The sequence below is a fragment of the Geomonas anaerohicana genome, assembly GCF_016458305.1.
Classification (GTDB): Bacteria; Desulfobacterota; Desulfuromonadia; order Geobacterales; family Geobacteraceae; genus Geomonas; species Geomonas anaerohicana.
Genome location: NZ_JAEMHL010000003.1, coordinates 388289 through 410120, shown reverse-complemented (window position 1 = coordinate 410120; position 21832 = coordinate 388289). Strand labels below are relative to the sequence as shown.

18 protein-coding genes and 1 riboswitch are annotated in these 21832 nt (G+C 62.5%); of the genes, 8 read left to right on the top strand and 10 right to left on the bottom strand.

All coding sequences use genetic code 11. The annotated features are described in order from the left end of the window. Positions 1-217: 217 nt before the first annotated feature. From JFN91_RS08180 to JFN91_RS08165, 4 genes are all read right to left on the bottom strand, one after another. Positions 218-919: a lipoprotein insertase outer membrane protein LolB gene (locus tag JFN91_RS08180; protein WP_199388707.1), complete on the bottom strand. Its 702-nt coding sequence runs from the start codon at positions 917-919 to the stop codon at positions 218-220. Between the two features lie 33 nt (positions 920-952). Continuing rightward, on the bottom strand, positions 953-2191 hold the full coding sequence (locus tag JFN91_RS08175) for a spinster family MFS transporter (RefSeq protein ID WP_199388706.1): 1239 nt from the start codon (positions 2189-2191) through the stop codon (positions 953-955). Between the two features lie 24 nt (positions 2192-2215). Continuing rightward, on the bottom strand, positions 2216-4696 hold the full coding sequence (locus JFN91_RS08170; protein WP_199388705.1) for an AMP-binding protein: 2481 nt from the start codon (positions 4694-4696) through the stop codon (positions 2216-2218). 420 nt (positions 4697-5116) lie between these two features. Beyond that, a complete protein-coding gene (locus JFN91_RS08165; RefSeq protein ID WP_199388704.1) occupies positions 5117-5662 on the bottom strand; it encodes a MucR family transcriptional regulator in 546 nt (181 codons plus the stop codon). 431 nt (positions 5663-6093) lie between these two features. Further along, positions 6094-6200: riboswitch (SAM riboswitch) on the top strand. A 71-nt stretch (positions 6201-6271) separates the two neighbouring features. On the opposite strand from JFN91_RS08165, the gene JFN91_RS08160 reads away from it, so the two are divergent. Together JFN91_RS08160 and JFN91_RS08155 are read left to right on the top strand one after the other, a co-directional pair. Continuing rightward, on the top strand, positions 6272-7417 hold the full coding sequence (locus JFN91_RS08160; RefSeq protein WP_199388703.1) for a trans-sulfuration enzyme family protein: 1146 nt from the start codon (positions 6272-6274) through the stop codon (positions 7415-7417). Beyond that, positions 7414-8550 carry a trans-sulfuration enzyme family protein gene (locus JFN91_RS08155; RefSeq protein WP_199388702.1) on the top strand — a complete coding sequence of 379 codons (1137 nt, stop codon included), beginning with the start codon at positions 7414-7416 and terminating at the stop codon, positions 8548-8550. The genes JFN91_RS08160 and JFN91_RS08155 overlap by 4 nt, the downstream gene beginning before the upstream one ends. 228 nt (positions 8551-8778) lie before the next feature. On the opposite strand, the gene JFN91_RS08150 is transcribed toward JFN91_RS08155, so the two are convergent. Then, positions 8779-10128 (bottom strand): molecular chaperone DnaJ, encoded by a 1350-nt coding sequence (locus tag JFN91_RS08150; protein WP_199388701.1) that lies wholly within the window; start codon positions 10126-10128, stop codon positions 8779-8781. Between the two features lie 210 nt (positions 10129-10338). Further along, entirely contained in the window at positions 10339-10800 is a 462-nt protein-coding gene (locus tag JFN91_RS08145; protein ID WP_199388700.1) for a YaiI/YqxD family protein, read from the bottom strand. A gap of 273 nt (positions 10801-11073) precedes the next feature. On the opposite strand from JFN91_RS08145, the gene JFN91_RS08140 reads away from it, so the two are divergent. After that, on the top strand, positions 11074-11274 hold the full coding sequence (locus tag JFN91_RS08140; protein ID WP_129126184.1) for a cold-shock protein: 201 nt from the start codon (positions 11074-11076) through the stop codon (positions 11272-11274). A gap of 175 nt (positions 11275-11449) precedes the next feature. On the opposite strand, the gene JFN91_RS08135 is transcribed toward JFN91_RS08140, so the two are convergent. Genes JFN91_RS08135 through JFN91_RS08125 form a run of 3 tightly spaced genes read right to left on the bottom strand, consistent with a single transcriptional unit; the run spans position 11450 to position 14098 of the window. Next, positions 11450-12199: an energy-coupling factor ABC transporter ATP-binding protein gene (locus JFN91_RS08135; RefSeq protein WP_199388699.1), complete on the bottom strand. Its 750-nt coding sequence runs from the start codon at positions 12197-12199 to the stop codon at positions 11450-11452. Then, on the bottom strand, positions 12196-13008 hold the full coding sequence (gene cbiQ / locus JFN91_RS08130) for a cobalt ECF transporter T component CbiQ (RefSeq protein ID WP_199388698.1): 813 nt from the start codon (positions 13006-13008) through the stop codon (positions 12196-12198). Before cbiQ ends, JFN91_RS08135 begins: the two co-directional genes overlap by 4 nt. A 37-nt stretch (positions 13009-13045) precedes the next feature. Beyond that, positions 13046-14098: an energy-coupling factor ABC transporter permease gene (locus tag JFN91_RS08125; protein WP_199388697.1), complete on the bottom strand. Its 1053-nt coding sequence runs from the start codon at positions 14096-14098 to the stop codon at positions 13046-13048. A gap of 466 nt (positions 14099-14564) precedes the next feature. Here JFN91_RS08125 and JFN91_RS08120 point away from each other — a divergent pair, with 466 nt between their 5' ends. Together JFN91_RS08120 and JFN91_RS08115 are read left to right on the top strand one after the other, a co-directional pair. Then, the gene (locus tag JFN91_RS08120; protein WP_199388696.1) at positions 14565-16958 is read left to right on the top strand and encodes a hybrid sensor histidine kinase/response regulator; all 2394 of its coding nucleotides are present in this window, start codon (positions 14565-14567) and stop codon (positions 16956-16958) included. A gap of 95 nt (positions 16959-17053) precedes the next feature. Next, positions 17054-18652: a DUF3300 domain-containing protein gene (locus JFN91_RS08115; protein ID WP_199388695.1), complete on the top strand. Its 1599-nt coding sequence runs from the start codon at positions 17054-17056 to the stop codon at positions 18650-18652. Between the two features lie 132 nt (positions 18653-18784). On the opposite strand, the gene JFN91_RS08110 is transcribed toward JFN91_RS08115, so the two are convergent. Next, positions 18785-20077 (bottom strand): amidohydrolase, encoded by a 1293-nt coding sequence (locus JFN91_RS08110; RefSeq protein WP_199388694.1) that lies wholly within the window; start codon positions 20075-20077, stop codon positions 18785-18787. 340 nt (positions 20078-20417) lie between these two features. Between JFN91_RS08110 and JFN91_RS08105 the strand changes: the two genes are divergently transcribed. From JFN91_RS08105 to JFN91_RS08095, 3 genes are all read left to right on the top strand, one after another. Next, positions 20418-20660, top strand: a complete 243-nt coding sequence (locus JFN91_RS08105; protein ID WP_199388693.1) for a hypothetical protein — start codon at positions 20418-20420, stop codon at positions 20658-20660. A gap of 9 nt (positions 20661-20669) precedes the next feature. Further along, a complete protein-coding gene (locus tag JFN91_RS08100; RefSeq protein ID WP_199388692.1) occupies positions 20670-20966 on the top strand; it encodes a hypothetical protein in 297 nt (98 codons plus the stop codon). Between the two features lie 247 nt (positions 20967-21213). Beyond that, a complete protein-coding gene (locus tag JFN91_RS08095) occupies positions 21214-21735 on the top strand; it encodes a SixA phosphatase family protein (protein WP_199388691.1) in 522 nt (173 codons plus the stop codon). Positions 21736-21832: the final 97 nt, after the last annotated feature.

Here is a 21832-nt window from a genome sequence, read left to right as displayed (position 1 = left end):
GTGAGCTGGATCTAATTCTGCTGCTGATCGTTCTTACCGCACTCTTTGCCGGTCCTGAGAGTAAGGATAGCAAGACACGGATATAATTAAAAGTTTTGTTTTGAACGGCTCAGCAACTGCAGCTGTAGCAACAACAATTCCTTCTGATCGAACTGCCGCCAAAACCACAACCAAGGGCTAATTATGGCAAAGAACCGGGCGCGGTCAACTTTTTGCGTCACATGGCCCTGAACTCGGAGAGCGGATAGACCGCCATTCCCGACAGTTCCGGCTTCAATGTGGAGGCCTCGACCGGCGCATTCAGCTGCGGTTCATCGAAGACGATGCGGACCTCGCCCCCGGTGGCATTGCGGATCTCGATAGTCTCCGGAAAGGGAACGCCGTCGAGGCTTTGATAGCCCTGGTAGCTCACCTTGTCACCCGAGGGGGCGACCTTGCGCTCCAGCATGCCGACCTCGTCGAAGTAGTAGGTGGTGCCGGCGACCTCCACCTTCTCTTTGAGGGGCCCGGGCACCGGCAGGGGGGATGGCGCCATCACCCAGCGAAACAGCTGCAGGCTCTTCAGCGCGCTCTGCTCCGGCAACTCCGAGAGCAGTCCCGTGAAGGCAACCTGCTTCGACGGGATGACGCAGGTGAACCGGTCGTCCTCGCCGAAGGCTTCCAGCATGGTCTGCCCGAACGGGGACAGAATGAGCAGGTGGTACAGGTCGGGCGCCTGGTAGACCAGGTAGCCACGCCCGGCGCTGCTCCGCTCTCCCGAGGTGGCAGACAGGCTCACCGAGGACTGCACGGTGGTGATGCCGCGGCCGGGCACCAGGCCGGTAAGGGGTTTCTTGACGGTGGCACAACCGGTAAGGGTTGCGGCGCCAATCAGCAGCACTATCAGCAGCAGTGGACGAAGACGTTTGTGAACAGTCACGGTAACCTCGGGTCGGTAATTGGGAATCCAGACTTAGGGGGCCGGTTCGGCCTGCGCCATGTCATGGGCGACGAAACGGCCGCAGACGAAGCAGAAGACGCCGGCAAGGGCCATCACCAGCGGGGTGGATAAGAGCGCGTTACGCAGCCCCCACTGGTCGGAGAACCATCCCAGTATCGACGGGGAAATGGCGTCGCCCAGGGCGTGGATGAAGAAGATGTTCACGGCGAAGGCCATGGCGCGCATGCCCGGGTTGGTCACGTTGATGATCACGGTGTTGAGCGGACCGGTGTTGAGGAACAGGAAGAACTCGGCCATGAAGATCGCCGCCATGCAGGAGGGGACGCCACCGGCCAGGATGGCCCAGGCGGCGAAGGGGGCGCCGATGAAGAAGCCCCAGCCCGACACCAGCAGGTATCCCTTGCTGCTCTTTTTCTGCCACCGGTCACCCAAGACGCCCCCAACCAGGGTGCCCAGGATGCCGGCCACCACGGTGACGGCGCCGAACATCAGGTTGGCCTTCTCCACGTTCAGTGCATGGGTACGGAACAGGAAAGTGGGGATCCACTGGGCCAAGCCGCCGATGGCGAAGGTCATCGCGGCCATGGCCAGCGTGTTGGTGACGAAGGAGCGGTTGTGGAAGAGCTGCAGGTAGCCGGCGAATCCCTCCCCCGCCGCCGATTCGTTATCGGGAGCCTTGCTCTCGGGCGCGCGCAGGAACCAGAGCGGTACGGCGATGAGGAGACCGGGCAGGCCGACCATCAAGAAGGCGGAGTGCCAGCCGAAGCGCTGGCCGAGGACGCCGCCCAGGAGGTAGCCGAGGGCACTCCCGACGGGAATGGCGACGTAGAACCAGGAGAGGACGCTGCCGCGCTTTTCCTTCTCGAAGAAGTCGGCGATCAGTCCCGGCGAGACGGTCCCGAAGCTGGCCTCCCCTACCCCGACGGTGGCGCGGGCGGCAAGGAGCGAGCGGTAGCCGGGGGCGAAGCCGGCCAGGATGGTGGCGAAGCTCCAGATGACGACGCCGGTCGAGGCGAGCTTGACCCGATCCCAGTGGTCGCCCAGCCAGCCGAAAACGGGGGCGATCACCATGTAGCTCACCATGAAGGCGCTGCCCAAGAGGCCCAGTTCCGTGTCGGTTATGGAGAGGTCCGCCTTGATGAGCGGGAAGACGGCAAACAGCACCTGCCGGTCGATGTAGTTCAAGAGGTTCACCGCCAGCAAAAGCCCCAGGGCATAGCGGCGGTAAGCCAGGGAAATGGGTTCCTTCATCCGACACACTCCTTCAGCACAACATCATTGAATTTCAGCCACCGCAGCCTGCGCCCGCGCCACGATTTCGGCAGGTTCCTCGAACCGGAAGTGGAGCGGTTTGCCGAAGCTGACCGTAACCGTGCCCCGGTTGGGGAGGCCGCTTTGTTTCGGGGCAAGGATCTTGTCGGTCCCCACGATCTTCACCGGCACGATGGGGATCTCCAGTTCCTTGGCGATGATGCCCAGGCCGAGCTGGAAGTCCTGCATGCTGCCGTCGTGCGAGTGTCCACCCTCTGGGAAGATAAGGGTATTGAGCCCCCGGTCGGTCAGTTTTCCCATGTACTTGACGGCGGTGGAGAAGCCGCTGGTCTGCGGCAGCGGGAACAGGTTCAGAAACAGGGTCCCGTACTGATAGGCCGCCAGGCGCCAGAAGCGGTCCAGGCCGTGGTAGTCGCCGAAGAAGAACTCCTCCCAGGCGGCGGTGGCGGTGCGGTAGCGGACCTTCCTGGGGAGCGCGAACATCAGCGAGGGCTGATCGAAGTACCCCAGGTGGTTGGCGACGAAGATCACCGGTTCGTCCAGATGCTCGACGTTCTCGCGCCCGCGCACCTCGAGCGTCACGAAGAGCCGGTACAGGGGGTAGTTCAGGAGCGCGTCACCGAGCATGCGCAGCGCGCGCACCGGCACCGAGTTGGTCCAGAAGCGGTAGTGACCTCGCCGGTGCCCCTTCTCGCGCCGGGCAATGATGCGGCGCACCTCCAAGACCCTGGTCTGGGGCCCGATCTGGGAATCCTCGATGTCGAGGCGGAATTCCTGCTCCAGGTAGTTGACCAGCTCGAGCCGGCCGATGGAGGTGAGCCCGAGGTCGGCGACCAGCAGGGATTCCTCCTTGATCTCCCCCGGGTCGGCACCGGTGACCTTGGCCAGCAGGTTCACCAGGTGGTCCTGGGTGGTCCCGGCGCCCCCCACAGCGGCGCCCTGCTTCACCTGCTCCTTGACCTGGAACTTCCTGATCTTGAGCGTGGTGGTCTTCGGGAACTCGGGCTCGCGCCAGATGGTGTACCCGGTGATCTGGTGCATGGTGTCCAGCTGGGCGTTGGCCCGGGCCAGGATCTCGTCGGGCTTGGCGCCGCTGTCGTCCAGCAACAGGACCGCGTGCACCTCCTCGCCGGCACCGCGGTCCAGGCCGATGACGCAGGATTCCTTGACGCCGGGCACCTTGTTCAGCACCGCCTCCAGTTCGTCGGGATAGACGTTCACCCCGCTGCCGGTGACAATCAACTCCTTCTCGCGCCCCTTGATGGAGAGCCAGCCGTCCGGCCCGATCTCGCCCAGGTCGCCGGTCCTGAACCAGCCGTCGGCTGTGAAGGCGCCTTTGGTCGCGGCCTCGTTCTGGTAGTAGCCGGGAAAGACGTTATCCCCCCTGACCACCACCTCCTTGCCGTCCAGCCTGAGCTCCACCCCGGGGAGCGGCGGCCCCACCGAGCCGGCAACCTGCTTGTCGATGGTGTTGACGCAGAGGACCGGCGAGCACTCGGACAGCCCGTACCCCTCCAGGACGGTGAATCCCATGCTGTCCCAGAAGCGGAACACGTCCGGGTCGAGAGGAGCCCCGCCCGAGACGAACACGGTGAAGTTGGTGCCGAACTTCTTTTGCACCGGCAGGAAGAGTTTCTTGCGCGCCGGTTTGGAGAGCCCCGCCCCGAACTTCGCCAGGGAGGCGAAGACCCCGGAGAGATGCTTCTCGGCCAGCTCGCGCTCGATGGTGGTCTTCAAAAGCTGCATCAGGCGCGGCACGGACATGATGACGTAGACGTCTTCCTCGCCGAGCGCCTCCATGATCGCGGAAGGCTTCAAGGTACGCGGATAGATGACGGCGGCGCCGCGGTACAGCGGCGTGAAGAAACCACCCATCTGCTCGAACATGTGCGACAGCGGCAGCAGCGAGAGAAAGGAAAACTCCGGAGTGATGATAGGCACCTGCTGGTTGATCTGCAGGATGTTGGCCACCAGGTTCCTGTGGGTCAGGATCACCCCTTTCGGGTTGCCGGTGGTCCCGGAAGTATAAATAAGTTGCGCGATGTCATCGGGGGCGGGATGCACCACGTCCGGGTAAGGCGCCACGTCCTCCAGCAGGTACTTCAGATCCTCAAGCAGCAGTGAATTCTCGACCTGGAGCCGTTCCGGCTTGAAGCGGCTTTGCAGCACCACCTTGGCCTGGGTCAGCTTCAGAATGGATTCGGCCCGGCCGCGGTCGGACATGAAGTCCACAGGAACCGCGATGGCGCCGCGCATGATTACGCCCCAATAGGCAACACCCCACCAGGACGAGTTCGGTCCCCACAAGAGGACGCGGTCCCCCGGCTCGACCCCTTGTCGTGCCAGCAGAGCGGCCATTTTGAGGGACAGTAGCGAAAGCTCACGATAGGAGACAGCGAAACGGCGCACGCCGGTGCGGTTCACCAACGCGGTCTTGTCGCCCCACTGCGCGAAACTATGGAATAGATCAACCAGTGTCCGCATATCTGACTCCCGTAGACGGCGCATGTCAGTTGCAGCTTTACCATGTAGATCACAACTTCGAATCAGGAAAGCCCCGGGGGCACCACCTACTGACACTATTTCGTCCGTGTCTTTTCCCCAAGGATGCATTGTCACACGCGAGCATCGCTTTGGCAACCATACAAACGTAGTGAGCAATCAATGGTAACGCTGTGAGCAACTGCGCCGAGGAAGGGAGTTTAACCGAAGGGGTCCGCAAAAACCAATGCAAAAGGAGCAAATCCCCCCTGTCCCCCCTTCGCAAATGGGGGAACTCCAGGTCACGTACGGCGCCAGAGGGAAACGTACTACGCTACCGCTTTTATCATCCATGTTTCAGAGAACAAAAAAAGCCGCCCCGGTGCGTGGGCGGCTTCTTTACAGAGTCGGGGACGATGGGGATCAGGCCACCTTGGCCTTGGCGCTTTCCTTGGGAGCCTTGGCGACCTTGGTCACCTTGGCAGGCTTGGCAGCCTTCGCGGCCTTGGCAGGCTTGGCTCCCTTGGCGGGAACCGCCTTTTTCGCCTCGATGTTGGCCATGCGCACGCCGCGCGCCTTGGCGAGATTGTCGGCCAGTCCACGGTCCAGAGCCATTTTCCTGCGCGCCTCGGAGTAGTTCTTGGCCGCCAGCGGCTGCTTGCCCGGGATGCCGAACTGCTTCTTGTATTCGCCCGGCTTCATGCCGTGCGCGGTGTTCAGGTGGCGGGCCAGCGTCTTGAAGCCCCCTTTACCGCACAGCATGCAGACAACCTCGCCTTTCTTGAACGCTTCTTTAACGCTCATGGAAGCCTTCGGTTCCTCTACACCCTCGACAGGTTCACCAGCTTCAAGGTTTTTGAGGGCGCTGTGCACTTTGCTGATTTCGAATATAAGCTGATCTGAAGTCATCGGAGTGCTTGACGCATGTGACGCTACGATCTGAGCCGCGATCTCTACCAAAGTTGCCATTGATTATCCCTCCATTGATCATTATCTGCTTGCAATATAGTGGCAGGTTTCCATGCATTGTCAAATCAACAAAAGAAACTTTATTTGTGTATAGCCACAGAAGCGCGTCAATGACAGGCAAGGTCATTGCCGATGTCAGTAGCTAAAAACAGCAATCGCCAAAATGTTCGATCGGGTTCTCTTATCAAAGGCAAAGACGTCGTCGCCGCTTTTCCAGATACTGAATCAAGTCTCCCTATACCATCAAAGGTCAACGCGCTCCCACCAGCGGCGTACGGCAGCGGCAACACCAGCGATGGGGTAGGGTAAAGATTTACCCAAAATAACTTTTACATTAGTCAAAGACTCGACTTTTACGGTTGACAAATCCTCAGCGTCCCAGTATTAGTAGAGCACTGCTTAAAGCAGAACCCCTTACAACCGAATAGCATTACTTATCTAGAGCGATCGAGGGACTGGCCCTATGACGTCGCGGCAACCTCCCCATGTGGGGAAGGTGCCAAATCCTGCGGAGCGGAAACGTTCCGGAAGATAAGGAAGTGCGGACCGAGCCATAGAGACTAGTCCCCTTCCGACCCCGGAAGGGGACTTTTCCATTTGGAGGCTATGATGAACATCGCAACAACCGCAGCACAGATAGGCCTGGAGCGTGAAAGCCGGACCGGCGCGGTCACCGTCCCCATCTACCAGACTGCCACCTTCCGCCACCCCGGCCTCGGCCAGAGTACCGGGTACGACTACAGCCGCTCCGGCAACCCGACCCGGCAGGCCCTCGAGGAGGGTCTGGCCCGGCTCGAAGGCGCCAGCCGCGGTTTCGCCTACGCCTCGGGAATGGCCGCCATCACCAGCCTCATGTTCCTGTTCCAGCAGGGTGACCACCTGATCGTCACCGAAGACCTCTACGGCGGCAGCTACCGCCTCTTCGAGAAGCTGTTCCAGCAGTTCGGACTCACCTTCAGCTACGTCGACACCAGCAACGTAGAACTGGTGCGCCAGGCGATCCGCCCCAACACCCGCGCCCTGTTCGTGGAATCGCTCACCAACCCGCTGCTGAAAGTTGCCGACGTCGGCGCCTTGGCCGGGTTGTGTAAGGCCAACGACATGCTCTGCATCGTCGACAACACCTTCCTGACCCCGTACCTGCTGCGCTGCCTCGACCTGGGCGCCGACATCACCGTCTACTCCGGTAGCAAGTACCTCGCGGGCCACAACGACGTCGTCTGCGGCTTGGTGGCGGTGAAGGATCCTACCCTTGCGGAAAAGGTCTATTTCCACCAGAACGGCGCCGGCGCGGTGCTCGGCCCGCAGGATTCCTGGCTCACCATCCGCGGCATCAAGACACTCGGCCTGCGCATGGACCGCCAGCAGGAAAACGCCCTGGCGCTGGCGCAGTGGCTCGAACAGCATCCCCAGGTGGGACGCGTCTATTACCCCGGCCTCCCCGATCACCCCGGGCACGAGCTGATGCAGCACCAGTGCGGCGGCTTCGGCGCCATGATCGCCTTCGAGGTGACCGACCCGGCGCTGGTGAACCAGCTTCTGCTGAAGACACAGCTCATCTCCTTCGCCGAGAGCCTGGGCGGGGTCGAGAGCCTGATCACCTTCCCCCAGGTGCAGACCCACGCAGACATCGAGCCCGAGAAACTGCAGCGACTGGGGATCAACCACCTGCTCTTGCGCCTCTCGGTGGGGATCGAAGACAAGGACGACCTGATCGCCGACCTGGCGCAGGCATTTGAAGGAGAAGACGCATGAAATTCGCCACCGAACTGATCCACGGCCTGGACCCGATCGACGCCCAGCACGGCTCCGTCAGCCACCCCATCTACCTCTCCTCGACCTTCGCGCAGCGCTCCATCGACAGCTTCGGGCGCTACGACTACGCCCGCTCCGGCAACCCGACCCGCGAGGCGCTGGAAGAGGCGATAGCCGGGCTGGAAAAGGGGGCCGTCGGCCTGGCCTTCGCCTCCGGGATCGCGGCCACCGCCTCCACCCTGCTCCTGTTCCGGCCGGGCGACCACCTGGTCGTTTGCGAGGATGTCTACGGCGGCACCTTCCGACTGCTCACCACCCTGTTCAAGGGGTGGGGGCTGGAGGCCACCTTCGTCGATGCGACCGACAACGACGCCATCGCCGCGGCCATCCGCCCCGAGACCAGGGCACTCTACCTGGAGACCCCGTCCAACCCGCTGATCAAGATCACCGATCTGTCCACAGCGGTGGCGCTGGCCAAGGAACACGGCATCCTCACCATCGTGGACAACACCTTCATGACGCCGTACCTGCAGCGGCCGCTGGAGCTTGGCTGCGACATCGTGGTCCACAGCGGCACCAAGTTCCTGAACGGGCACTCCGACGTCATCTGCGGTTTCGCGGTCGCCAAGGATGCCGAGCTGGGGCAACGGCTGCGTTTCATCCAGAATGCCTTCGGTGCCGTGCTCGGTCCGCAGGACTGCTGGCTGGTCTTGCGCGGGCTGAAAACCCTCAAGGTCCGCATGGAGGAACATCAGGCAAGTGCCCGTAAAATAGTGGCATGGTTGAGCGAGCAGAAAGAGGTGCAGCGGGTCTACTATCCGGGCCTCCCCGACCATCCCGGCTACGACATCCACAACCGCCAGGCGAGCGGCCCCGGTGGCGTGCTCTCCTTCGAGCTTGCCAGCTACGACACAACCAAGCGTCTCCTGGAAGGTGTGAAGCTGGCGGCGTTCGCGGTGAGCCTCGGGGGCGTCGAAAGCATCCTCTCCTACCCTGCCAAGATGTCGCACGCGGCGATGCCGCCGGCCGAGCGCGAGGCGCGCGGCATCAAGGATACGTTGGTGAGGCTTTCGGTCGGTCTCGAGGACCCGGATGACCTGATTGCGGATATGGCGCGGTTTCTCAACGTTTAAGGCACGCTCAAGCCCCCCTCCCAGCCTCCCCCCTCCTGGGGGAGGAGTAGAGCTGAAAGGTTCGAGCTTCACCGATGCGGGAGGTGTACTCATCGGCCGAAGGCACGTTCCCGCCCCAGGAGGGGGAGGGTTAGGGAGGGGGAAGTTTAGTACCATGCAAAAAGCCCGGGAAAATTCATTTCCCGGGCTTTCTTCATTCCATATCTGGGCAGCGTCCCCTCCCCTGCCTCACCTCTTCCACTTGAAGCTCACCGTCTTCACTCCGGGAATGGCCTGCTGGAATACCGCGAGCCCCTCGTCGGTGATGCTGTTACCGCTGCTGGTAAGCCCCTGCAATCCCTGCATCCCCTGCAGATAGACCAGACCGCGATCGGAAATACGGGTCTGGTACAGGTAAATCCGCTTAAGGTTGGCCAGGGTCGAAATGCTGAGCAGCGCCGCGTCGGTCAGTTTCGGCCCGCACAGGTAGAGTTCCTCAAGACCGGAGAGGTGGACTATGCTATCCAGGTCGGCGTCGCAGACATCGTACAGAAAGAGCGCATGCAGGTCCTCAGGACCAAGCCCCTGCAAGGACTTCAGCTGCCGCGTCGCCCCCTCTTTCACGTCGAGGCGCAGGGCCTGGTCCAGGTAGACCTGCACCGGGCCGATGGCGGGCCCCGCCTTCTTCCAGGCGTTGAAACTGACCGAGTTGAGTTCGCGCAGGTAAAGGGTGCCGCAGGGGAGGTCGTTGGGGAAAGAGACGACGCGACTGCGCTTGCTCGCGCCCTGCGCGCGAACCCGCCCCTTTTCCCCCTGCAGGGCTGCCAGGCGCCGCTGGGCGCGGGCGATGTTTATCTCTGCAGCGGCGACCAGGTCGGCAAAGAGATCGCTGCCGGCTGCGGCGCTTTCATCGACGCGCAGTTTGAAACGGTGCACGTAGCTGCCGCGCAACTGCTCGACCTGCTCGTTGATCTCCCGGATCGCCTCGATCTCTACCGCTATCTGTTTTTTGAGCCGGGCCAGCTCGGCCCTCAGGTCGCTCTGCTCGGCCTGATCCGGAAAATGCCGCCGCCAACTCCTGAGGATCTCGCGCAGGGTACGGTGGTCCTCCTCAGCGTAGGCCTTGTTAGCCTTCAGCATCAGTTCATGCCGCAGCGAACCGGTGCCCTCCCCGGCCAGGTCGGGGTGAATGGCCTTGGCGACCTCGCGGTAGAGGGCCTTGATGTCGCCCTCATCGGCCTTCCAGACGCGTCCCCGCACCTGCCCCTCGCCCCGAAACGATGTGCCGCGCTGGTAGGTCTGCCCATCGCTGACATCGTCCTCGTCGCTCCGGCGGCTCTGCTCCTCCTCGACGTCATCCGCCTCCGGCGGAATGTAGCTTCCGGTAAGGCGGGCGATCTCCTCCTCCAGCCGCTCCAACTCGGCCATGCGCCGCCCCAGCGTCTGCTGATAGCTTCTCTCGAAACCGGCGATCTCCTCGCGCAACTGGTGCAATACGGCGGCAGCCTCGGCATGCCGTGCACGCAGGGAGGCCAACTCGGCGCGCTTGTGCTCGAGTTCCACTTCCTCGGAAGACCTTTGTTGATAGTGTGCTGTCATAGGCGTCGCACTGTCTCAAACATTATTGAGAACCGTCATTTTTGAGCAGACATTAACACGACCTGAGGCTGACATACAAAAGATTTTATCACACTGAAGGAAATGTAGATTCAGGGAGGAAGAAAGACTGTGACATTGGAAATGCCCCTCGCCCTGACCCTCTCCCGGAGGGAGAGGGGAAAGTGAAGAGATGGAAGGGGCTCGAAAAGGTCAGGGACGATCGCCACGGACCATGCGGGTCAGCAGGCGGTCCAGCGCCGAGGCGAACCGCTGCCGGTCGGCAAGGTTGAACTGGGGCGGGCCGCCGAGCAGCATGCCGTCGTTGCGCAACTCCTGCATCAGGTTACGCATGGACAGTCGCTCGCCCACGTTCTCCTCCGTGTAGAGCTCGCCGCGCGGATCGAGCGCCACGCCCCCCTTCTCGACCACGCGGGCGGCCAGCGGGATGTCGGCGGTGATAACCAGGTCGGTTGCCTCGGCATGCTCGGCTATATAGTCGTCGGCTACGTCGAAACCGGCAGCGACGCGCACCGAGGTGATCAGGGCGGTGTGCGCCCGGGACAGGTCGCTGTTGGCGACCAGGCAGACCGGCACCTTCAGGCGCTGGGAAGCGCGGAACAGTATCTCCTTGATCACCTTCGGGCAGGCATCGGCATCGATCCAGATCTTCATAGGTTCATTTCCTCAGGTTGCAGCTCTAGCAAGATTCTCGGCACAGCACTCTGGCACAGCAGCAGGATCTGCCGCCCCCATTCACAGTGGCGGTCACGGCACGCTACTACAGCGCGCCACCTGTGTCAACGCGGCGGACTCTGTATACAAAGCAAAAAACTTTAAATCTAATTTAAAATATATTGACACACCATTTGCCCAGTGGTATTGTCACGTGTCCTCGAATACCCGGGGATTAAAACCAACAAGAAGTAATATGGGAGAAGTAAGTAAATGGTAAACGGTACTGTAAAGTGGTTTAACGACAGCAAGGGGTTTGGCTTTCTTGAGCAGGAGAACGGCGAGGATGTCTTCGTTCACTTCTCCGCTATCAACAGCGACGGCTTCAAATCCCTCACCGAGGGTGACAGCGTGACCTTCGAAATCGTCAAGGGACCGAAAGGCCTCCAGGCTGCCAACGTCAGCAGGGTCTAATCCCACTCACATAGCGTAGAACTTTACGAAAGCCCCGGAGGAATCCGGGGCTTTCTTTATTTGCGGCAGAAGGGACTGGCTCCGTCAGGTGCCTGTCCCTCTAGCGGAACGCTCCTTTCAGCTCAGTGACCTTCCAGAAACACCAAGGGGACAGGCACCTTGCGGAGCCAGTCCCCTACTTGCCGCACACCGGGCACCCCTGCATCGAAAGCGGCTTTTCCAGCCGGCACTCCCTGAGCAGCGCCTCGTCACGGAAAATCTCCAGCGTCGGCCCGTCGGCCCGCACCACCCCTTGCGAAAGCACCACGGTCCGCTCGCAGACCTCGAGCACCATGTCCAGGTCATGGCTGGTGACGATCTTGCTGTGGTGGAAATCCTTCAAGAGCCCGATCAACTGGCGGCGCGCGTACGGGTCCAGCCCGTTGGTCGGCTCGTCCATGACCAGGATGTCCGGCGACATGGAGAGCACGGTGGCGATGGCCACCCTCCTCTTCTCCCCGGCGGAGAGATTATAGGGGGCCTTCCCTGCCAGGTGCTCCGCGTCGACCCTGCGCAGCGCAGCGGCCACGCAGTTCTGCAACTCGACACCAGTCAAGCCGAGATTCATCGGCCCGAAGGCAACGTCCTCGTACACGGTGGGCATGAAGAGCTGGTCGTCCGGGTCATGGAACACCATGCCCACGGTGCGCCGCGCCTCGTGCAGGTTGCTCCGGTCCACCGGGGCGTGGCCGATGCGCACCTCGCCGGAATGGGGCAGCAGGTGGCCGTTCAGGTGCGCCAGGAGCGTGGACTTTCCGGCGCCGTTGGCGCCGATTACGGCCACCGATTCGCCGTGGCAGACGCTGAAGGTCACTTCACGCAGCGCCTCGGTGCCGTCGGGATAAACGTGGCGCAGGTGGTCGATTTCGAGAATGTGGTGGCTCATGGCAGATACCCCGTAACCAGCGTCCCGAGCAGTTCGGCGCCGTTGTACAACCTCAAGATGATAAAGAGCGCACTCCAGAAGAGCACGAAGGCGACTTCCCGTGCGCCGAAACGCCCCACCTGCGCCGCGGGAAAGGTCCCCGTGTAGCCACGCGCCAGCATCGCCATGTGCATCCGCTCGGCCCGCTGCCACGTGCGCAGCAGCAGGTGCCCCAAAAGCGAGGCGTAGCTGGCAAGGCCCGACCCCTTGCGGCCAAAGGAGCGCAACTCACGCGCCCGCGATGCCCGCCCCCCCTCCTCCGCCAGCACGAACAGGTAGCGGTACAGAAAGAGAAGCTGCATGGCAAAGGCCTTAGGCATGCCCAGGCGCACCAGCGCGCGACAAATGGAGGTGAACCCGGTTAGAGCGGTCAGGGTGAGGGCGGCGGCGACGGTGAGCGCGGTGCGAACAACGATGGAAGCAAAGGAAAGCCACCCGCCGGTGATATCCAGCGTGCCCAGGTGCACGAGCACCGTTCGGTCGAACAAGGGGTTGCAGATGCCGACTGCGATGGCGAACGGCGCCACCAGGGCGACCTTGGCGGCCAGGTAGCCGGCGGGAAGACGTCCGGCAGCGATCAGGCAGACAGGGAAGATGAAGAAGGGAATCAGGGCGGAAAGTTCGTAACGGCCGAATGAAACGACGCAGACGATGAAGACGAGGGTGGCGAGTACCTTGGCGCGGGGGTCCAGCCGGTGCACGGCGGTATCTCCAGCCGCGAGCTGGTCCAGCCGCTTCAAATCCAGCAATGCCCCGTGTACCGATGCCATCAGGCTCCCATCCTCGCCGGCCCAAGTCCGGCCAGCGCTACGCCTCGGGTGCTACCGCTGCCCGGTTGGACCTGCGCAGCACGAACGCTGCACCGGTAACCAGCAAGACGGTGACGACGGTGCCGACGATACCCGCGACAGCACTTCCCTTGCCCGCAACAGTACTCGCCTGCGGGGCGGTCGTTGCCGAAGCGGATGCGCTGCCCGGCACCGCGGCAGGAACGGCTTGGTACTCGGGAAAGCGAGCGGTCTTCTTCTGCAGTGCAGCAAGGAAACCGCCCAGGCCGGTGCGGTGTTCGGAGAGGGAGGTTGCCCCGGCAACCTTGGCCACGGACCACTCGAGCCCGTCAGGGTTTTCAGAGGCGAAGCGGGACAGGCCGCCGGCGACAAGCACCGCGCAGACCAGAAAAGACGCGAGCACAACCCGGCCGGGGACGGCGCCTGGGGCGCTTCCCCTCGTCAGCAGTTCGGGGCGGGCCTTGCGCAGGAAGGAGACCACGGCCAGCGTCACCGCCCCTTCCACCAGGCCGATGACCAGGTGAATGGGCTGCATCAGGAGCAGGAATTTGTCCAGCGGCAGCGCGGAGATGCCGGAGGCCGCCGTCTCGAGGACGACGCAGAGGGCACCCAGTTGCATGGCTAAAAGTGCCGAGAACATGGTCACCGCCACTTCGCGCCGGCGCCCCGGTGCGGAACCGATCAGCCTCCGGTAACAAAGCGGGTAGACCAGCAGTGCCGGGATCATGCCGAGGTTGAAGATGTTACAGCCAAGCGCAAGGAGGCCGCCGTCGGCAAAGAAAAAGGCCTGGATCATCAGGACGGAAGCGACGGTGAGGAAGGCGGCGCTGGGGCCCAGCAGGATGGCGAGGAGCAGCCCGCCGGTCAGGTGCCCGCTCGACCCGGTGCCGGGGATGGAGAAGTTGATCATCTGCGCGGCGAAAAGGAAGCCCCCCAGCACGCCCATGAGCGGAGCCAGGCGGTCGTCCCGCTCGCGGCACAATCGTGCCGAGCCAAGGGCGACGCCACCCGCGGATACGGCCCACATGGCCGCGCCTACCGTGGGCGAGAGCAGAGCGTCCGCCATGTGCATGATCTTCCTCCAGGTGCCGTGCAGAATGCAGTAGCACGATTTTCCATTCAGTGACACGGCAATATATACAAGACTCCCCGGATGCTGTCAACGCATATGGCCCCTGTTGCCAGCGCGGACGCGTATACATCATAAAGGCACAATCAAAACCCTTACAAGGAGGAAATCTGAGAACTTCTGAGAAGACCCGAGAACAACGGGAATATCTGAACCACAACGGTTTTGGTTTACCCCCAAATTTGATTGTCTCCCGCTTCTGGATTCCTCAGATGTCCTCAGATGTTCTCCTTGTTAGCGGTTTACCGTGGTAACACGGATGAATGTTTTTAGGTGAAAGGCGTACAATGTTCTTCTCTTTTTCCTAAAATGATGCTAATTTGCGTCGCTGGTGATCGAGGCAGTTGGCCGCGGCCTTATCGCCAAAGCACGAGATCCTGATTTGGTTGCTGCGCAAGGAGCGCTTGCCATGACTGGTTCTGAGAAGCAAACAGTCCACTTCACCGCCAACTGCACAGTTTTACTCGCCTTCTTCGTAGCTCTCTTCTTTCCTCTCGGCTATTTCGCCATCAGCTATCAATACGCCGTCGGCAGTCTTGAGACCGAGGCCGAAATAAACGCAGGGATCATTTCCGGTCTCGGCGACCTGGTCCCCGGGTCCTGGCACAGCGAAGCGCACCGCCTGGACGCCCTGCTCTCCCAGCACAACCCGACGCAGAAAGAAAAGCACCGCATCCTCGATGCGCTGGGGAACGAACTGGCGGTCAGGGGGGACCATCCTGATGCACCGGTAATTCTACGCTCACAGCCCATTCACTACGGTGACAAGGTAATCGGCAGCGTCGAGATCAGCCGCTCCCTGCGCCCCATCCTCAAGAAATCCCTTCTGGTAGGCATTATCGGGCTCAGCATCGCCGTCATCGTGTTCATACTGCTTCCCTTCCGCGCCATCAACCGCGCTAACCGCCAGTTGCGGGACTCCTACGACTTTCTCAGAAAAGTGATGGAGAGTAGCGCCAATGCCCTCATCGTCCTCAACCTGGACGGCACCATCGGCATGCTCAACGGGCGCTGCACCGAGACCAGCGGTTACACCGCGGAAGAGCTTTTGGGTAAGGGGCTCCCGGAACTGGTGTGCCCGGAGTCACGGGACATGGTGATCAAGCAGTTGCACCTTGTGGCCACGGGGGCCGAGGACCTGGTCCACTTCGAAGCAGACCTTCTATGCAAGGACGGCAGCACGGTCACCATCGCTTGCGGCGCGACCCCGGTGTACCAGGAAAAGCGCATCGCCGGCACTGTCCTTTCCATAGTCAACATTACAGAGCGCAGGATGGCCGTGGAGGCGCTCCGGTCGGCCAAGGAGTACACCGAGAACCTGATTCAGGCCGCCAGCGTCATTATCCTCGGGCTCGACCTCAAGGGAAAAGTAACCCTCTTCAACAGGACCGCCGAGGAGGTGACCGGCTACAGCCAGGAGGAACTGGCCGGCCAAAACTGGTTCGAGACGGTGATGGGAGCGGAGGCCTTTTACAAGATGTGCGTCGCTCCGCCACAGGGCAAGGACACCCAGCGCATGGATGCCTGCGAAGGACAGATCGTGACCAAGGCCGGGGCGATGCGCACCATCTCCTGGCGCAACAGCACCATCATCGAGAAAGGGGTCCGCATCGGCACCCTCTGCTTCGGCATCGACATCACCGAGCACAGAAAGATCGAGGCACAACTCAGGCACTCGCAGAAGATGGAGTCGATCGGACAATTGGCGGGGGGCGTAGCACATGACTTCAACAACATGCTCAGCGTGATGCTGGGCTACGCGCAGCTGGGCCAACTGGAAACAGCCGAAGCCACCCCGCTGTGGATCTACCTGCACGAGATCATCAAGGCCGGCGAACGCTCCCGCGACATGGTACGCAAGCTGCTCGCCTTCTCCCGCAAGGAAATCATTTCGCCGAGGGCCGTGAACCTGAACGAGCACTGCCTGGAAACGGAGAAGACGCTGAGCCGCCTCATCGGCGAGGAGGTCCGCTTCAACTTCAGTCCGGACCCCGCGCTGTGGACGGTGAAGATCGACCCGTCGCAGGTGGACCAGATCCTCATGAACCTCGCCGTGAATGCCAGGGATGCCATGCCCGACGGGGGGATGCTCACCATAAAGACCGAGAACGTTGTGGTGAACGAAGAGTTCTGCGACTACCGACTGGACGCCAAGCCCGGCCCGTACGCCTGCCTGAGCGTCATAGATACCGGGACCGGGATGGACCGGGAACTGGTGAAACGGATCTTCGAGCCGTTCTTCACCACCAAGGAGGTGGGAAGAGGCACAGGTCTCGGGCTGGCCACGGTGTACGGCATCGTGACCCAGAACGGAGGCTTCGTCGACGTTGAGAGCGAGCCCGGGCAGGGCACAGCCTTCCGTATCTACCTCCCCAGCCTGACCGGGGAGGCGCTCCCTGCCGTTCATAACGTTCCTGCCGCGCTGTGCGGCACCGGCACGGTCCTGGTGGTCGAGGACGACGACATGCTGCGGGCCATGGCGACCCAGATGCTGGAGAAGATCGGCTACCGGGTGATACAGGCGGCAACCCCGCACGTCGCCCTCTCCATCTGCGGTGAACCAAGCCACGACATCGACCTGGTGCTCTCCGACGTGATCATGCCGGAAATGAACGGTCTGGACATGGCACGGGGCATAACGGACCTGCGCCCGGAGACTAAGGTGCTGTTCATGACCGGCTATTCGTCCGACATCATCGCCAAGTGTGGCATCAGCGCCGATCGGGAACTGCACTACATCCAGAAGCCCTTCGACATGGAGGGGCTGCACGCCAAGATCATCGAGATGCGGGCCGCCTGCTGACGCGCCTGGCGCAGCGCCCGTCCGTTTTGCCATGCCTGACGCCTTCTGCTAGACTGGAGCGGTGGCTAAAGGCAACGCAGCTTTAGGAGAAAGCTATGAAAAGGTTATTGATCATCCTGCTAATGACAGTATTGCTTCCGATTGCTGTCACTACCGCGCCGGTTCAGGCACAATCGGAGCCGGGTTACTACCAGATGTCCGACCAGGACGGCTATCAGGAGGACTACCTCCTCTACCCCGAGGAACTGGACGACCTGCTGGCCCGGATCGCACTGTACCCGGACCCGCTGATAGCCCAGATACTACCGGCGGCAACCTACGTGGACCAGATCCACGATGCCGCCAACTTCGTCCGGCTCTACGGTGACACCCCGCGCATCGACTACCAGCCCTGGGACTTCAGCGTACGCGCAATAGCTCATTATCCGCAGATACTGTACATGATGGACCGAGAGTACCAGTGGACCGCGTCGGTGGGTCAGGCCTACATCGAGCAGCCCCAGGACGTGATGGACGCCATCCAGAGGCTGCGCCGCTTCGCCTACGACCAGGGCAACCTGTTCTCGACCAGGCAGCAACAGGTCTTCTTCGACGGTGACATGATCCGCATCGTACCGGCGCGTCCGGAGTACGTCTACGTGCCCGTGTACGACCCCACCGTCGTCTACGTGGACCGCTACTACCCCAGTTCCCCCTTCATCACCTTCAGCGTCGGTTTCGCCATCGGGCCGTGGCTGAACCGCGACTGCAACTGGCGCGAGCGCAGGGTCTACTACCACGGTTGGCGCGGCGGCGGATGGATCAATCGCTCACGCCCCTACGCTCGCGACAACCGCGGTATCTACATCAACAGGCGCGCCGCCACCATCACCATCAATGAGCGCGTGGTGCAGCGCGACACCCGACGGTATCGTGAGCAACTGCGCGTGGAGACCAGGCGTCACAGGGACGAGGGGAGGATGCCGCCGGTGCGGGTAGAACCGCGCAGCCCGAGGCTTGAGCAGCCGCGCCCCGGCAGGGTAGAACAGCAGCGCCCGGGCAAGGTGGAGCAAGTGCGCCCAGGGAAGGGGCAACCGGCAATAGAGCGACGCAGGGAGCCCTGGAATCGGCGTGATACGGTGCCCGCGCCTGGCGTACCTGCCCCCGCGACCACGCCGGCCAAGCCGGGTACGCCCCCGCCTGCTGCACAGCGTCAGCCGGCGCCGACCCAGCCTAAAGAGCAGTCCCAGGTTCAGCCTGCCCCCCAGCAGCCGGCACCTGCCGCAACCAAGGAACCGGCGGGCCGCACCGGCAAAGGCGAGGGCAGAGGTGAAAACCGGCGCAGGATACCGCGCCCGATGAACCGCCCCGGTGCTGAGCCTCCCGCAGCCACGACTGCACCGGCGCCTGCGACAGCAGCTCCTGTGGTTCGGGGCGCAGCACCCCACGCTCCGGCAGCAGTGCCTGCAGTGAAGGCACCGGCAACAACGCCGGCAGTGCCGGCCGCTCCGGTGCGCCCCGTCACGCCGCGGGTCGAGAAGCCGCGGGTCGCACCGACGCCCCCGGCAGTAACACCGGCGCCCCGGGCCGAGCCTGCGGAGCCCGCACGGCCAGTACGGGAGTCCGAGCCGGGACAGGGCCGCGGACGCGGCGAATCCGGTGGACGCGGGGAATCCCCGGGCGGGCGAGCCTTGCAGCGGGGCGATGACCGCTGATCGTAAGGGGACAGGCTCCGCCAGGTGCCTGTCCCCCTTGGCTTGCAGAAGTTGGATGAGCTGAATTGAAGCGTTCCGCTAAAGGGGCAGGCACCGGACGGAGCCTGTCCCTTCTGCTAGTCCCCCCCCTGCTTACCCCGCCGGAAGCAGGTCGCAGGCAGCGCCGACCAAGGCCTTGACTCCTGCCCGCAGCGTCGGCTCCGGCAGCGGCGCGTACAGCGGCGAATGCTGCGACGGCAGCGACACCCCCTGGCGCTGCCCCTCTTCGAAAAGAACGGGATCGGCTGCTCCCAGCCAGAACATGCAGATCGGGATCTCACCGCCAAGCCCCCAGGAACCGAAATCCTCGCTCACCATCTTCGCCGCCGAGCGCACCACGTTGTCCGCACCGATCGCGCCTCGCAGCGCTTCGGCCACCCGCTCCGCGAGGGCCGGATCGTTATATGTCGCCGGATGGCAGGCGAGCACGGAGACAATCGGGGAGCGCTCCTCGGGAACGCCGGCGGCAAGGGCCACCCCGGCACAGATGCGCTTAACCGACTCCAGGATCTTGTCGCGCACCCTGTTGTCGTAACTTCTGATGCTCAGTTGCAGCACCACCTCTTCGGGAATCACGTTGCACGCAGCGCCGCCGTGAATGGAACCGACGGTGACCACGGCCGGTTCGTGCGGGGTGATCTCGCGGCTCACGATGGTCTGCAGGGCCAGTACCACCTGTGCCGCCATCACCACGGGGTCCTTGCCGTGCTCAGGCGCGGAACCGTGCGCCCCCACGCCGCGCACCACGATCTCCACCTCCGTGAAGCTGGCGAGAAAGTTGCCCGGTGCGTACCCGGCAGTTCCGGCCTTGAGGAACAGGGTGCTGTGCAGGGCCAGGGCGTAATCCGGTTTCGGGCAGAGCCGGTAGGCGCCGTCGTCGATCATCGCCTGGGCGCCGTCACCCCCCTCTTCTCCCGGTTGGCCGACCAGGACCAGCGTACCGGCCCAGCACCCCCTGGCGCGGGCAAGGACCCGTGCAGCGCCCAGCAGACAGGAGACGTGCACGTCGTGCCCGCAGGCGTGCATCACCGGGACCTCGGCGCCGTCCCGGTAGATTGCCCGCGCAGTACTGGCATAGGGGAGCCCGGTCTTCTCTTCCACCGGCAGCGCGTCCATGTCCGCCCGCATCAGCAGTGTCGGGCCCGCCCCATTTTCCAGTACCGCCAGCACTCCATAGCCGGGCCAGTCGAACCGGCTGTACCTGCCAAGGTGCTCGGTTACCGTGAAGCCAAGCGTTTTCAGTTCCCCGGCCAGCAGCGAGGCCGTCGCACGCTCCTGGCCGGACAGTTCGGGCCGGGCATGCAGATGCTTATAGATCTCCACCAACGAAGGCAGTTCTGCTTCAACCAGCCCGTTCACTGACTGGAGCTGCAATTGTGTCGGCATAAAATCTCTCAGATACCGTGATGAATTACGGGTGCAGGTTACTATGTCTGGCTCTTGTTATCAACTCAGATATTCTACGGGGACTGGCTCCGCAGGTGCCTGTCCCCCTTACCTTCCTCCATAGTCATTGTGCTCCCAAGTACACGACCAAAGGTCGCCCCAACGCCCCCCCCTCATCTGTGCACATGCCTCCGAACAGGCAGGATGGCTATTTAATGAGCAGTTCCCAGCAGCGGCGTAGCGGCACCGCCCCCGGATAAGTGAGCGTAAATGCAACGGTCCACCTCCTTACCCGACTATGGCATGCTCCATGTAAAGCGGCATGCAAGGAGGAGTTGCCATGACCGAGATCATCGACGGGATTGCACACGTCACCGCAGCCGAGGCTGCCATCGAACTCTCTACCACCGAAACCCGGGTGCTCATGCTGCTCAAGCAGAAGGCGCTACAGGGAACCCTGTCCGACCAGGGATGGTTCATCACCAAAGCCTCTCTGGATAACTATGAACTGCACGGCGAGTCAGCACAGCAACAGCCTGCCTGCCGCAGTGCCTGCACCGCTTCAAGGTGCGGCTGCCATTAGGAGTACGCCATGCGAGTTACCATCCTTGCCTCCGATCTGAAGTACAGGTACCCGAAGGTTACCGAGACCAGGTTCGACGCCAAGTTCTCCGGTCCGGGCGACAGCGCCCCGTTCAACCGGGACGACCTGTACGACATCCTGCCGCTGCTGGCGGCTGTCATGAACGAACTGAAGCGCGATGACGCCTTCACCCTGCACTTCCTGGAGGACCTGATGAACCGGGACATGCCCCGGTTCATCTTCAGCCGCGGCGAGGTCTTCGACTTCCTCACCGGTTGCGGCAGGGAGATGCTCTCGTACCGTTAGCTCAGTGCGATGCCCTCTCTCGACAATTGTCATAGAAGTGCCCTTCCCCACTGGGAGAGTCTCCCCTCTCCACCTCGTTGGCGCCTCTCCTCAAATTCGCCCCGCTCACTCACACGATTGCCCCTGCGACTGTCGGCCGGCAACGGCACGTTTGCCACACCCAGTCGGACACCGGTAAAGACAGCCGGTTGCAATTTGAAACAGATTCGTTAAAGTCTTTAACGTTGCCTAATCCAGGGGGCCGCCGATGATCATCCACATAGTAAGACACGCGGAAGCCATTGAGAGAACACCCGAGGTGCCCGAAGAGCACCGCTACCTCACCCGTCGCGGCAGAAGACGCTTCCGCAAGGCGGCCAAGAGCCTCGCCACGCTGGGTATCGAGCCCGACCTGATCCTGACCAGCCCGCTGGTGCGCGCAGTCCAGACCGCGGATATCCTGGCGGAAAAGCTGCGTTACAAGCGCGAACTCGTCGTGGCGCCCCAGCTCTCGCCGGGCTTCCGCCCGGAAAAGCTCGACGAGTTGCTCAAGCTCTACCCCCAGGTAACCGAGGTCGCCCTGGTCGGCCACGAACCGGACCTGGGCCTGGTGACGCAGGCGCTCCTCGGCGAAGAGACATCGCTCTCTCTCCCCAAAGGAGGGACGGCATCGTTTAAGAGAAGCGCCAGCGGCAGCGGCGAACCGCTGTTCCTGCAACTTGTTACCGGAACCGGCCGGATCGTTACCTCAAAGGCCAAGGCGCTCGAACGCCTGCGCCAGGGAGGCTGACCCGGAAATAAGGCCGGGCAAACAGAGTCCCCTCACCGGGGCAAACAAGAGGGACAGGTACCTGCGGAGCCAGTCCCCACACACAACGCACAAGGAG

Bases quoted from the DNA above. Each gene is read 5' to 3' on its own strand.
- JFN91_RS08175 (WP_199388706.1), bottom strand. From the start codon at position 2,191: ATGAAGGAACCCATTTCCCTGGCTTACCGCCGCTATGCCCTGGGGCTT.
- JFN91_RS08170 (WP_199388705.1), bottom strand. From the start codon at position 4,696: ATGCGGACACTGGTTGATCTATTCCATAGTTTCGCGCAGTGGGGCGAC.
- JFN91_RS08165 (WP_199388704.1), bottom strand. From the start codon at position 5,662: ATGGCAACTTTGGTAGAGATCGCGGCTCAGATCGTAGCGTCACATGCG.
- JFN91_RS08160 (WP_199388703.1), top strand. From the start codon at position 6,272: ATGAACATCGCAACAACCGCAGCACAGATAGGCCTGGAGCGTGAAAGC.
- JFN91_RS08155 (WP_199388702.1), top strand. From the start codon at position 7,414: ATGAAATTCGCCACCGAACTGATCCACGGCCTGGACCCGATCGACGCC.
- JFN91_RS08150 (WP_199388701.1), bottom strand. From the start codon at position 10,128: ATGACAGCACACTATCAACAAAGGTCTTCCGAGGAAGTGGAACTCGAG.
- JFN91_RS08145 (WP_199388700.1), bottom strand. From the start codon at position 10,800: ATGAAGATCTGGATCGATGCCGATGCCTGCCCGAAGGTGATCAAGGAG.
- JFN91_RS08140 (WP_129126184.1), top strand. From the start codon at position 11,074: ATGGTAAACGGTACTGTAAAGTGGTTTAACGACAGCAAGGGGTTTGGC.
- JFN91_RS08135 (WP_199388699.1), bottom strand. From the start codon at position 12,199: ATGAGCCACCACATTCTCGAAATCGACCACCTGCGCCACGTTTATCCC.
- cbiQ (WP_199388698.1), bottom strand. From the start codon at position 13,008: ATGGCATCGGTACACGGGGCATTGCTGGATTTGAAGCGGCTGGACCAG.
- JFN91_RS08125 (WP_199388697.1), bottom strand. From the start codon at position 14,098: ATGCACATGGCGGACGCTCTGCTCTCGCCCACGGTAGGCGCGGCCATG.
- JFN91_RS08120 (WP_199388696.1), top strand. From the start codon at position 14,565: ATGACTGGTTCTGAGAAGCAAACAGTCCACTTCACCGCCAACTGCACA.
- JFN91_RS08115 (WP_199388695.1), top strand. From the start codon at position 17,054: ATGAAAAGGTTATTGATCATCCTGCTAATGACAGTATTGCTTCCGATT.
- JFN91_RS08110 (WP_199388694.1), bottom strand. From the start codon at position 20,077: ATGCCGACACAATTGCAGCTCCAGTCAGTGAACGGGCTGGTTGAAGCA.
- JFN91_RS08105 (WP_199388693.1), top strand. From the start codon at position 20,418: ATGACCGAGATCATCGACGGGATTGCACACGTCACCGCAGCCGAGGCT.
- JFN91_RS08100 (WP_199388692.1), top strand. From the start codon at position 20,670: ATGCGAGTTACCATCCTTGCCTCCGATCTGAAGTACAGGTACCCGAAG.
- JFN91_RS08095 (WP_199388691.1), top strand. From the start codon at position 21,214: ATGATCATCCACATAGTAAGACACGCGGAAGCCATTGAGAGAACACCC.